This is a genomic window from Sinomonas gamaensis, assembly GCF_005876955.1.
In the GTDB taxonomy this organism is placed as follows: Bacteria; Actinomycetota; Actinomycetes; order Actinomycetales; family Micrococcaceae; genus Sinomonas; species Sinomonas gamaensis.
The window spans coordinates 1-11,966 of sequence record NZ_SSCL01000020.1; the positions used below are offsets into that span (position 1 = coordinate 1).

Below are 11,966 nucleotides of genomic sequence, written 5' to 3' on the forward strand. Positions count from 1 at the left end.
CCGTCGGCTTCTGGGATGAGCTGGAAAGCCGGACTGGGCGGCTGGCGTCAGGCGGGCCAGGGGTAGAGGGATTCAAGCCGGACGGTGCCCGTGGGGTTCCCCTGGCCGTCGTACCGGAGGTCTGCGTCTTCATGCGAGCCGGCCGCGTGCGCGATCGCGGCAAGGACCAGTGCAAGATTCCGGCGGTCCAGAGTGGTGGCCTCCGACAGGTCCACAGCGGGGCCGACGAGCAGCGAGACGGCGATGCGAACCACGCTGCTCACCACCGGACCAGACGCCGGATTCGTAGAGGAGCTTGTCCACGTCGACCGAAGCGATGTCACCTTCGCGGTCGATCCAGGGGACACCGTCGTAGATTGCGCTGCCCTGGCGGATCAGCAGCTCCACGCCCGCCTCGGTGTCATACCGTCCCCGCGCCCAGGCGCGAAGAGCGTCTTCGATGCTGATCGTCATAGTGGCCTCGTTTCGATACGGTTCGGCCGCATCTGAAGTTCTGTGGCCGGACGGGCGGGAGAGCGCATGCGTTTGGGTACAGCGTAGGGCTGGCCTGAGATTTCATTAATGTTCGGAACACTAATGAAATCGTGCCCTCGATAGTCTGAAGCCCTCGCTGACTACATGGAGGGCCCGGAAGATGCAGACGCTCACGGATTTGGATGCGGGCGACTGGCTGCTCACGACTGCCTCAGGATCGACCCACCGTATATCAGTCCGCCCAGGTGGCATCAGCACTGTCACCAGGCTCCCCCGGCAGGCCCCCCAGGTGACCGAGAGGGACCTCATCGCCGACTTAAGGAGGGACGGCGAGACGCTGCCCCTGGTGGGGATTCACAAGCTGACCGTCGGCGAGGACGGGGCCTTCTTCCTCCGGGTGAGGACCGACTGCGTGACGCTGCGCCAGACCACGACCGTCATTTCCATCCAACCCCTCGAGCCCCTGGACAGGTCCTAATGGTCTGGCGGGCCGGCGTCATGGGCGACTGGCATGGCCACTATGGCCATTTCCGGGCCGTCTGCCGGACGCTCAAGCACGCTGGGATCCACCGCCTGTACTGCGTCGGGGATGCTTCTTTTGACTGGCCGGGACAGCACCGGGGCCGCACTGAGAAGAGGATGCGCCTCCTGCTGGAGCAGAACGACATTCTCTATACGTTCGTCGGTGGCAATCATGACAACTGGGCCACGCTCGAGACCTTGCCCGCGAATCCGGACGGCACGCGCCGAGTCGCGGACCGGTTCTCCTACCTGCCAAACGGTGTGGTGATCGAGCACGACGGCGTCAGAATCGCCGGCTTGGGTGGTGCGTACAGTGTCGACAAGGCATGGCGACGTGAAGGCCGGGACTGGTGGCCCCAGGAAGAACCGACCCCCGAGCAGGCCCAGCAGCTGATCGAAGCATCGGCCGGAGGCGTGACGCTCATGCTCACCCACGACGTCCCAATGGGGGCGACAGGGCTCAAAGGCATGTCCGGGCTCTCCGCCAAGACGATTGAGCGGGCCAACCAGACACGGATTCTGCTCCAAGACACCGTCGAGCGCGTCCGACCGAAGGCTTTGTTCGCCGGCCATTGGCACCAGAGATTGCGCTCTGAGCTCCAGTGGGATGACGGGACCAAGACGATGGTTGAGGTTTTGGCGGCCGAGCAGAGCTGGGCGGGAAATCTCGTGGAGGTGTGCGTGGACGACGACGGTGAGGTCGAAGTGAAGCCGCTGAAGATCCAGGTGACATTCGCTGCATGAGCGGCTTCGAAGATCGGGCCGTGGACCGTCTTGTGCGGCTCGATGAGCTGCTGGCCCTGGCCTCTGAGCTGGGAAGATTCCACGACAGATAGGCGTATCTGTTATGGAATCTTCCCGCCCCTGATCCGTCCGCCCGCTCTCAGGCGGCGAAGCTCCTGAGGGCGGCGGCGATCGTCTCCAACGGCAGGTCTTGGGGCTGACCTAGCGGTGGCGTGCGCACCTCCTTCCTGAAAGGTGTATGGACCGCTGGGTCGACGGATGGGGGGACCTCTGTACGGACCACGGGACGAACGGCGTCTCGAACGTTTGTGCGCATGTGTCTGCGGACCTCTGATCAGATGCGCAGGCGAACGTCGATCCGGACATCGATGGGGATGGCTGAACAAAGGTTGCTTCGAACCAACGTGCTGACCTATGCGCAGATCATCGGCCACTCATCCGTCCAGAGGTGAATACAGACCTGTAGACGAACGAGAGAACGGATGAATGATCGAAGCCCCGTGCGTCGGCACGAACAGACCATGGGACATCTCTGCGTCAGGTTCTCCGGGCGCACCTCGGTACAGACACGCTCACGCACTTCCAATCCGGATCAACGCACGGGCGTACGTGCGGGTCGTTGCACACCGCTCTGTGCACACCTCCGATCTGGTGTAGGTACCGACCTCCGGGCCGCCAGAACGGGAAGGGGGGCGGCTCGCATGATGCGGGCCGCCCGATCCGGTGCCAGAGTATGACGCGAAATGGAAGGATTCGGCCCTAATCTGAAAGGTGCATGGGCTGCAAAAAGCAGGAGGTCCGGTGGCCGTGAAACGCTACCCCGCGGTTCCCGGCGGCGCCGCCCGCGGGCGTACTTTCGACGAGCGCATAGACCCGCTCGATGATGTCGTTATCGATCTCGGTGCAGGGTCCCTGCTTGGGGACGATCCCGATCCTGATCCGGAGGGGACGCGTCGTGGGCTGCAAGCACTGCTGAAGCTCGCCCGCAGGAGCCTTGAGGCTGAACGGGCGAAGCTGCGGCATGAGCGGGGCGACACGACCAGCTGATCGACCCTCGGCTCACAGCGGCACCGCCTCAGCCAGGATGCGCTCCATGGCCCGGCCCGCTCGAGCCTGTGGTCACGGCGTCGACCTCAATGCCTCCGAGCAGGTCGACTATGTCGAGTCGTAACAATGCGAGGTCGAACAGCGATGCCTCAGGGTCGGGGGCGACAAGGAGGTCGAGGTCGGACTCGGGTCCGTCCTCGCCCCGGGCAGCGGATCCGAACACCCGCACGTTGCCGACGTGGTGCCGGCGGGCGAGCTCGAGGACCTCGTCCCTGTGCTCCACGAGGAGCTGTGAGGGGCGACGGGCCCGCGGAGTCCTGGTCACGGCCCCATTCTTGCGTCAAGGCCACCGGATCCTGACATCGAACCTCGGACAGCAAATGGATCTTCGATCGGTAGCCGCTCATTCGGCCGCGACCCGCTTTGCCTGGTCCCACCGGATGGGCGCGCCTCGCGGAGGCGCTGCGTCTCATCCCACGCTGCATCCACTGCTCGGATGTGCGCGAGCTCCTCTGCGTCCTCCAGGAGCTAGCGAATCTGCTGTGCGTCCACGATCGCGGCGACACGGCGGCCCCTGCGTGTCAAGTGGACAGGCTCGTGCTTGCGGTTCACTTCGTCGACAAGGGCCGACAGTCGCGAGCGGGCGTCCGTGACGGTGACTCCGCTCATGCTCAGATCTTGCCTGTCCTACATCTCTAACGAGAAGGGGCGAAGCCCCGCTGTCATCGCTGGAGTCTCAGTTTGGGCTTCGCTTCAGCGCCTGTCCGGCTCTTCTCTCGGAGCACCGGGGCTAGCTGGATCGGGATTGCCGTCCTCGCCTCGGGTGCGGCGGGCGACGGAAGACGCGAGCAGCCACCGCATTCTCTGCGGAGGGCACTCAACGGGGTTCTTGAGGGAGTCCGCGCACGTTCATCCTGGCGCACGATGCTGGTTGAAGGTGGTCTAGCCCTCTCCGGTTCCGTTGGTGTGCGGGAGGGTGAGGAGGGCCGTCCAGTCGGAGGCGAACTTCTGCTGGAGGGACTGCAGCTGCTCGCTGCCGGTGCACAGTGCGCTCTGGGCGTCCGTCTCGACCTGGTCCTTATCCCTAAGGTTCTTCTGTCCTTGGCATAGCCTTTGGACAGCCCGGGTGCCGGGGTGTGGCTTGCGTCTTTGTGCTGAGAGTGAAGCTAACAATGAATGGCCGCCCCGGCCCTGGACGCCTCGACCACTGATTGAGATCTGATGCGAAGAGTCGCTGCTTAGGGACCTGTCGGCGGGGTCGTCCGTGGGTATGGAATCGACGAGAGGAGAACCAATTTGGCCCCGGCCCATGACCTCTGGATAGGCATCGACGTCGGCAAGACCGAGCACCACGCCTGCGCCATCGACAGCAATGGCAAGACCGTCTGGTCGATGCGGATCTCCAACAGCCAGGAAGCTATCGAGCAGCTGATCGGAAAGGGGACCGCGACGGCCCGATCGCCACGGTGGGCGATCGACATCACCAGCGGAGAGTCTGCGATCCTCTGCACGCTCCTCCTGGCCGCGGCCCAGACCTTGGTCTACATTCCCGGCAGGGTCGTCAACCGCATGAGCGCGGCTTTCGGCGGAGAGTCCAAGACCGACGCGAAGGACGCCCGCGTAATCGCAGACATCGCCCGCCTGCATGCCAATCTCCGGGCGGTCGAGCCAAAGGACCCAGTCGTGGCGCAGCTTATGCCGCTGCTGTCTCACCGGAAGGACTTGAACGAAGACTGGGTCCGCGGGATCAACAGGCTCCGGAGCAGCCTTGCCTCGATCTTCCCCGCGCTCGAGCAGGCCCTTGACCTGAAGACTCTGGCCCCGCTGAAGCTGCTGACCGTGGCCAGGACACCAGCCCAGCTCCGCGGGATGGACAAGGATGCGCTCTCCCGCAGGCTCATCGATCTTGGCGTCCGACGCCCCACTGCTCTGTCTCTGGCCGAAAAATCGCTCACGGCCGCCGGGGCGCAGACCATCGAGCTGCCGGGAGAGGAGATCGTCAATGAGCTCGTCGCCGCCCAGGCCCGCAAGCTTGTCGGGCTCCACGGCGAAATCTATGAGCTCGACAAGAGAATCGCCGCCTGCTTCCGAGAACACGAAGCCGCGCAGATCATCGAGTCCATGCCCGGATTCGGGCCGGTGGTCGGAGCCGAGTTCCTCGCCGTCACCAACGGACGTCTGGAGTCCTTCCCCAACAGCGGCCATCTGGCAGCCTTAGCCGGCCTCGTCCCAGTCGCGCGCGACTCCGGGCGGGTGGCGGGGAACCACCACAGGCCCAAGCGGTACAACCGTCGGCTCCGGCGCGCCTTCTTCATGGCCGCCCTCTCGAGCCTGAAGAGCTCGGAGGCCTCGCGGAGGTTCTACGACCGCAAGCGCTGCGAAGGCCGCAATCACACCCAGGCGATCCTCGCTCTGGCCCGGCGCCTCGTCAATGTCCTGTGGGCGCTCCTGCGCGAGGGCCGCACATTCACAGCCAGCCCTCCAGCTCCCACTGCAGTCATCACGATGCCGGAGGAGGCGATTGCCGCATGAGAGCGTGCCCCAGCCCAAAAGGCTGCCTCGCGCGAGGTTCAGGAGCGATTGCCTGACCGGCTGATGTGAGCCAATTCAGGTCCGAACCAGGTCTGGGGCGGGCTTCGCGAAGGATTCCGATCTTAAGATTCTCCGGATGCGGCATGTCCCAGAATCAGGATGACGGCTCAACCCAGGACCGCTGGGGTAGGTGTCCGTGACGTGGATGTTGCTGTTGTCGTACGTTCAAAGGGCAATTCATCGTGCGGGGTATACGCACCTCGGGCTGGGCTGAGCCCTCGGGGAAGGTTGAAGGGCACCCCTAGCACGCTGGATGGCCGGCTTGCGGACACGGAATCTGATGTGGCGCGCGACGACTGCGATACGGTCAGGAGCGTGATTGAGGACGAAGGGGCAACCGGAGTCAGCCGGTTGCTGGGGGTCGAATTAGGCTTTCGACCGCTTCTGGTCAAAGGCGATCGACAGGCCGTAGGCACCGCCCTGTTGGGCTGGGCCGATTCTGGGCTGACCGTGCGCACGTTGCGGGGGTGGAAGATGCGAAATCTGTCCGGCCTCTTCGACGAATTCGCCGCCGCACTCCAGTTCCCGCTCTACTTCGGCGAGACCATGGACGCGTTCAACGAGTGCATTGCCGATCTCGACGAGACGCTGCCTGCTGGCGAAGGCTACGTCCTGGCCATTGTCGAGCCGGACCATCTCCTGGCGGACGAAGATGACGGGACTCTAGAATGGTTCGTCCGTTCGCTGCAGTCAGCTGCGGAGACATGGAGCCACCCGATCGAGCTCGGCGAATGGTGGGACCGGCCAGCGATCCCGTTCCACATTGTCCTTGCAGGAGAGTCCGACGCGATCGAGCTAGCAGCACGCCGCTGGTCGAGGGCCGGCATAGGGCCCATGCCCTTCGGGCGAGTGTAATCGGGGCCTCGATGATCATCACGACTGGACTGGCTGTGAATCCATTCGCCGACACGACCCGCTAGTTACGGGTGAACATCGTTGGCTGACACGCTGACGCCCGCCGCGCTCACGCGCCTCGTTCCGCCGTCGTCTTGGACGGCTAGCTCGTTGCCCGGCGAGACTCGGCGTTGGTTTGAGGTCTTACTGTTTGACGAAGATCAGAAAGCACTTGTCCTCGAGGCGTCACGCCGTTGGCTATGGGCTTCAGTGGACAGCAGCGGCACGAGGCATCTGCATGAACTCCAACCGCCAGATGTAGTTGGAGTCCTGCCCTTACTCGAGCTCGATCCGGCAGCGCTGCAAGGGAAGCTCACCGACGCTGCGGACATTCTTCGGATTTCGCCCGCCGACCTGATCAATGTCTTGCCCTCAGCGGAGGTATTCGCAGCTGCACTCGAAACCAGGTCTGACTACTGGATCGACCGAGCGCTCGAGTGGATTACGAGGCTTCCCGCGCTGAACATTCCGCTGGCAGCCATTCGACCCGTCGTCGACGACCCGAGGGTCGGGCAGAGCGTCCGACACCGCATCAGGAAGCTGTTGTCGACCTGAGCGAGCACGTAGCCGCATCGTTCAGAGAGGCATTGAGAGCTGAGCATGATGCTAGCTTGACGACATGGAGCGCAGTCGAGACGAGCGGCGCCAACGTCGGCTTCCGCGACCCTATGCAGGCGAATATCCAGAGCGCCGCGTTGCAGCCTACCGTCCCGTCGGGAGCGGCCCCGATCCACTGAGAACTCTCGACATTGCCCGCATCGGCCAGTACCCCCTGCTGACGGCATGGGCGGCTCTCCACAACGCGGACCTGACGGGCAGGCCCGGAGTCCAGATCCTAGACCGGGCCATAGACGAGAAGACGATCGATGTGGACGGTCCGATCATGAGCGAGGTCGCCTATTTCGTCGGGGACCTCGTCTGCGAAGAGCAGCCGGGCTGCCGGTGGAATGTGGACGCTTGGGGGCTCCCCGTCCTAGCCCTAGACAGCGAAGACGGCCGCGGCCGGACGGTGTGGGATGTCCTCAAGTTCCAAGCGAAGGATCAATCAGGAGTCCCCCTCACTGGTGGAGGCAATCGACCGCTTCGGCACCTAATCCGAGGGGCCAAAACAGGAGTGACGGCTTCGACGCCCGAAACGATGCCCCCTGGCGGATGCCTAACGGGCAGCTTCGGTACGCCATCCAGCTGGCGGTCGAGGTGCCGGTGGAACAACGACCGGCCACCACGACTTTACTGGGCGAATCGGCGCGTCGGGTTCGCCGTGCCAACGGCGTTGGGCAGGCATCCAGACAAGTTCAGCACCCTCGCCGTTGGCTGGCGGTACGTTCACAATGCGGGCTGGCTCCTTGAGGTCAGGGACACGGAGCCTAGTCCCGAGTTGGCCGCCTGGTTGTTCGACGATGTGCCGATGCGCGTTGGCGGCGATCACTTGGTTCAATTCAATGGTCTCGTACGCGTTCAGCTCGCGGCCATGCGGGACAGGCATATTCGACCGGAACATGGCGAGCGCCTGATGGGGCCCTAAAGGGAAGACGATAACCGGTGCTCCGAAATATCCCCCGCCGTTAGGGTGGTCGTCCCCCATTCTCTCGTAGATCTGCACGACAGGCTCGTCGCCTGTAAGTAGGGGCTTTGCCGTGCTGTACAGCACGAATTGGCGACTACTGAGCACCTCGGCCAGCACACTTGCGCCTTGGATGGCCATGACCATCTCCTGCTCAGCGAGCATCGGAACGCTCCAAGGGTCAGCGATAGCAGCAGCGAAATAGCGCTCGATCTGGCCGACTCGCTCAGGGGTCGGTTCCTCCCCGGCCCGCGTAAGCATGGCCTCAATCGCGCCAGGGCGGTGCAGTTCCCAAAGCTGGTACTGCCCAGCTCCCATCATCCAACGCCCTTGATAGCGGTGCGAGCGGGATCTGGTGATCTGCACCCCGATGAAGTGAAGAAGATGTCCCCATTGAGTATCGTCGAGGCTGCCTAGCCCGTCCGAGTCGATCGCCTCAAAGACCTTGGCTGCGCGCCCCTCGAGATCTGACAGCCACGTCTCCCAAACCACAGGAGAGCCACCGTCCACGGCCCCATCTGGTACCCGGTAGTAATCGGTCTCAATAAGCGCGTTGATCGGCGCGGCAGTAAAGCTCCTTCGGGTAGAGAGGTCGGTCACTCTAAGGCGATTGTTGATGGCCCAGCGATCCAGATAGAACCGGGGTACGAGGTGGTGCCGACGGGACTCTTGTCCATTGGCGGTCATAGCTCTTGAGGCGTCGAGAATGCGCCGAAGTTCGGGCGACACTTCGCCCTTGGATCTTCCGGATCTTCGGTTTGTCAATTCAAAGATCCAAAGAGCTGGACGATTTGATGCTCCATACCTCGACAGTACGGGATATTCGGAATGGTGTTGGCGAGGCGGCCGCACCACGAACGGATTGAAGTGCGCGCCCGTCGAGGTGGTCCCTCTGCGAATGCGAACGAATCGGGCCTCATGCTTGTGCTTCGAAGAGCCTGTTCGTCAGCGGACCGATGCGCTCCGCGATGACGTTGTTCCAGGCATCCTGGTACTCCTGCTCGAGTCCGAAATGCGCGACCACCCCGCTGACAACCGTGCAACTGGTCTTGGTCATCGCCCCGATGAACGGGAGCACGAGCGCAGGGGGCTGGACGAACCCGATCCCGGCTTCGATGTTCCTGCCAAGGAACGCCGACACCCCGGCCGTCTCGCCGTGGGCTACGGACGAGAGCTGCGAGTAGAAGGCCCGTCCATCAAGCCCAGGGACGCACTCGGACACGACCATGGAAGCCAGTGCCGTAACGCCGACTTTCTCCCGTTCGAAGCCCAACGCCGCGAGCTTATCCTCAAGAGCTGCCATGTGAGCACGTACGTCGAGCGGTTCGCCTCGCAGGTCACGGAAGGCGTCGCCGACCTTCTTCACCGACACTTCGAGCTCTGCAAGGCCCAGACTGAGGTGGCGCCCTACCATCTCCTTCGCCGTGGGGGCCATGAGGAGGTAGTGAGCCTTCCCCAGCGCCTCGACTGCACCCCGGGTGAGGGTTGCGAGGGACATGGCCTGCCCTTCGCCCAGGACCGCCGCGAACGAGCGCAGATGATCCAGGGCAGTGAAGACGCATACGCCGATCGCCAGATGCCCTGAGGCGACGTACGAGCTTCCCGTCAAGGTCGGAGAATTGGCGCTGTCCTCCATATACACCTCAGCCCGGGACCCGTTGCGTGGGGGTCGCCCCAAAGCCAAATGCGTGATCGTCTCGGCGCCGGGCGCAATAACTGAGATGAGTTCCCTGATCAGGTCGACCTGGTCCGCGCTCAAGCGATCCTCAGACGCTGAGGTGGCGGCAGGATCGCTGTCGGCTGTCATGAGCCAACGCTACTGCTTCAGTATCGAGCCTCAGCCCGAGAGCATGTGTCCGATAGACGATCCCTCACTGACACAGCAAGACTGCAGGGCCGGGATTATGGGCGCGGACCCGTAGTCTTGCGCCATGCGCCTCTTCCGTAGGAGCGACCCGGTTGCCCTCGTACATCCCATCTCTGCTTTTTGGGAATGGTGGGGAAGGCAGGGTCGCACGATTGACCCGCACCAGCCGTCGGCAGCTCTTGAACAGCTAAGCCAGCGGGTTGCGGCGGTCCATCCCGGCCTCACCTGGCACTTCGGGGCAGGCAGCGAGTCCGAACACCGGCTCACCGTATCGGCCGGCGGGGTCGCGGAAGTTCGCCCGACGGCCGAGCGCTGGCTCCGCGCTGCACCGCCGGCAGACGCGACCTGGGAGTTCCGCGCCAGCCAAGAGGCCGAGCCGGAAGCCTTCAACGAGATCCTCGAGATCGCCGGGAGCAAGCTCGATCTGTGCAAGACCCTGTTCCGGGTCGAGCCCGTGGAAGAGATGCTCAGGGTCAACGTCGGAGTCCACCACCCCGCGTTCCCAGACGTCCCGAGGCAAGTCCGGCTGCAAGTGACCTATCTCGTTCTCGACTGGCTTCTGGGAGAGGACGACGTCGAGCGATGGCTGGGCCAGATTGAGGCGCTGGAGACGGCTCCGGACACGGTCGGAGACGGCGCCGGCCTGCTCCGCGCAGTCGCCTCGATCGCTGAGCGCCGCGACCCTGACGAGTGGAGCCTTGCGCAGTGGCAGGAAGCAGACGGCACGCCCGGCATTGCGCTGTTCCGCCAGGCGCTGCGTTGGATCGACTACCCCACACTCGATGTCCACCACAGCATCCATGCTTCCTATGCATCCCAGCCCAACGGACTTCCCGCCAACGGTGCCGCGCTCGAACCGCTTCGCAGGCTCGATTACGAACTGGAAGCCCTTCTTGGCTCCCGCGGCATACTTGTCGGTCACCAGACGATCGCCGGAGGTCGAACTTTCCACGTCTACACCGACGGTGAAGACCAGAACATCGCGGCTGGATTGGCCGACTGGGCCCGCTCCCGTCGCCTCGCGATCGAGTCTGCAAGCGACCCGGCTTGGCGAAGGGTGCGGCACTTCACCGGATGAGCGGCCCACATCCTGTTCCCTCCGCCCCTCGGCGATCCCGTAACGGGCGTTGCTCGGCGTTCGATTGTCCGCAGGGCGTCAGCTGTGAAGGCGAGTGTGGTTGAGGCGGTAGGAGTCAGCGCCGGTTTGGATGATGGTGCCGTTGAAGTTGATGGTTAGATGGGTTCGCTCGGTACCGGGTTTGAGGGAGACCAGCTCGACGTCAGTTGGCGTCAATCCGAAAAACGGCTATTGGAGCTGAATTTGAGTCCAGTCAATCGAGAACACCTTCTGCACCGCATCCAGGTTCGCGGCCCCGGAACAAACGGCGGTCCGGGCCTTGGACTCCACGACATCCTTGTCGTTCGCTGCGAACCCCTCGTCCTGACTTGACTTCGTCCATTGAGATTCATTGTGCACGTAGGACGACGGGGTGGAATGGATTAACGAGAGCGGATCTGGCCAGAGGTTCCTGACGTCGCTTGCCCCGCCGATGGTCAAGGGCTCGAGGTGGTCGAGCTCGTACTTGGACGCGTCGGAGGCGGGGATCCCGTAGGCGGCCATGATCTTGAGTTTGGCCGGGTCGGTGAGCGTTACGGGTGGCCGGACGCTGGAGGTGTATCCGCCCTTGCGGCACACCGTCTCCTTCAGGTTCGCCTGCGTCACGGCACTGTCGACCGCGCCGGGGGTGCACTTGGGGTCCGGGAGGGGCTCCTTCTCGGCCGTCCAGCGGATGTGGCAGCTGTTCGGGGCCGGGATCGTCCCATCCAGCCCGGCCTGCGTCCATCCGTGGCCGTTGGCGACGACCGGGCCCGAGGTGTCTCGTGAACCCGGCTCCTGTGAGACGCCTGCCGTGGACCCGTCGGAGGCACTGTGGGCCCGCCCGGCCGATGGGATCTGGGCACACCCCGCCACCGGCAGGAGGGCGGCTGCGAGAGCGAGTGCGGCGAGGGCTCTTCGGGGGTCCATGAACCTCATGTGTGCGGCCTCCTCAGCCCTCTTAGACGGCCCGATGCATGAACGAGCGGGAATATTCTGCCCCGCCCCAGACACCTCTGGGGCAGCGGCCCACGATCGACCTTACGGCTGACCCGTGGATGTGTGTCGGTGCCCCGCCCTAGACTGCTGATCCCTGGGGCAGAGCGCCCCACGAGACGACATTCGGGGAGGGACAGACGGATGGCGGCACCAAGGCTCGAGGCCGA

At 63.9% G+C, this 11,966-nt stretch carries 13 protein-coding genes; 7 read left to right on the plus strand and 6 right to left on the minus strand.

The window, feature by feature from the left end; all coding sequences use genetic code 11:
- Positions 1-47 precede the first annotated feature (47 nt).
- On the minus strand, positions 48-263 hold the full coding sequence (locus tag E5679_RS21110; protein ID WP_212747008.1) for a hypothetical protein: 216 nt from the start codon (positions 261-263) through the stop codon (positions 48-50).
- Between the two features lie 500 nt (positions 264-763).
- Here E5679_RS21110 and E5679_RS20985 point away from each other — a divergent pair, with 500 nt between their 5' ends.
- The 3 genes from E5679_RS20985 to E5679_RS18735 all read left to right on the plus strand — a co-directional run bounded on the left by E5679_RS20985 (position 764) and on the right by E5679_RS18735 (position 2,787).
- Entirely contained in the window at positions 764-952 is a 189-nt protein-coding gene (locus tag E5679_RS20985) for a hypothetical protein (protein ID WP_171042462.1), read from the plus strand.
- Positions 953-972: 20 nt separating this feature from the next.
- A complete protein-coding gene (locus E5679_RS18730) occupies positions 973-1,740 on the plus strand; it encodes a metallophosphoesterase family protein (RefSeq protein WP_249336234.1) in 768 nt (255 codons plus the stop codon).
- Between the two features lie 801 nt (positions 1,741-2,541).
- On the plus strand, positions 2,542-2,787 hold the full coding sequence (locus E5679_RS18735; protein ID WP_171042464.1) for a hypothetical protein: 246 nt from the start codon (positions 2,542-2,544) through the stop codon (positions 2,785-2,787).
- A 28-nt stretch (positions 2,788-2,815) separates the two neighbouring features.
- On the opposite strand, the gene E5679_RS18740 is transcribed toward E5679_RS18735, so the two are convergent.
- Positions 2,816-3,112, minus strand: coding sequence for a nucleotidyltransferase family protein (locus E5679_RS18740; protein ID WP_249336231.1), 297 nt, complete (start codon positions 3,110-3,112; stop codon positions 2,816-2,818).
- A gap of 203 nt (positions 3,113-3,315) precedes the next feature.
- The gene (locus tag E5679_RS18745) at positions 3,316-3,456 is read right to left on the minus strand and encodes a type II toxin-antitoxin system Phd/YefM family antitoxin (RefSeq protein ID WP_138418730.1); all 141 of its coding nucleotides are present in this window, start codon (positions 3,454-3,456) and stop codon (positions 3,316-3,318) included.
- Positions 3,457-4,083: 627 nt separating this feature from the next.
- On the opposite strand from E5679_RS18745, the gene E5679_RS18750 reads away from it, so the two are divergent.
- The 3 genes from E5679_RS18750 (at position 4,084) to E5679_RS18760 (ending at position 6,828) form a co-directional block, all read left to right on the plus strand.
- Positions 4,084-5,319 carry an IS110 family RNA-guided transposase gene (locus tag E5679_RS18750; protein ID WP_138418732.1) on the plus strand — a complete coding sequence of 412 codons (1,236 nt, stop codon included), beginning with the start codon at positions 4,084-4,086 and terminating at the stop codon, positions 5,317-5,319.
- Between the two features lie 159 nt (positions 5,320-5,478).
- On the plus strand, positions 5,479-6,234 hold the full coding sequence (locus tag E5679_RS21460; protein WP_138418734.1) for a barstar family protein: 756 nt from the start codon (positions 5,479-5,481) through the stop codon (positions 6,232-6,234).
- Between the two features lie 249 nt (positions 6,235-6,483).
- Positions 6,484-6,828 (plus strand): hypothetical protein, encoded by a 345-nt coding sequence (locus E5679_RS18760; RefSeq protein WP_171042465.1) that lies wholly within the window; start codon positions 6,484-6,486, stop codon positions 6,826-6,828.
- A gap of 601 nt (positions 6,829-7,429) precedes the next feature.
- Here the strand turns inward: E5679_RS18760 and E5679_RS18765 are convergent.
- Positions 7,430-8,524, minus strand: coding sequence for a DUF4238 domain-containing protein (locus E5679_RS18765; RefSeq protein ID WP_138418738.1), 1,095 nt, complete (start codon positions 8,522-8,524; stop codon positions 7,430-7,432).
- 229 nt (positions 8,525-8,753) lie between these two features.
- The gene (locus E5679_RS18770) at positions 8,754-9,644 is read right to left on the minus strand and encodes a hypothetical protein (protein ID WP_138418740.1); all 891 of its coding nucleotides are present in this window, start codon (positions 9,642-9,644) and stop codon (positions 8,754-8,756) included.
- Between the two features lie 124 nt (positions 9,645-9,768).
- On the opposite strand from E5679_RS18770, the gene E5679_RS18775 reads away from it, so the two are divergent.
- Positions 9,769-10,782: a DUF695 domain-containing protein gene (locus E5679_RS18775; RefSeq protein ID WP_138418741.1), complete on the plus strand. Its 1,014-nt coding sequence runs from the start codon at positions 9,769-9,771 to the stop codon at positions 10,780-10,782.
- 228 nt (positions 10,783-11,010) lie between these two features.
- On the opposite strand, the gene E5679_RS18780 is transcribed toward E5679_RS18775, so the two are convergent.
- A complete protein-coding gene (locus tag E5679_RS18780) occupies positions 11,011-11,739 on the minus strand; it encodes a hypothetical protein (RefSeq protein WP_138418744.1) in 729 nt (242 codons plus the stop codon).
- Between the last annotated feature and the right edge of the window lie 227 nt (positions 11,740-11,966).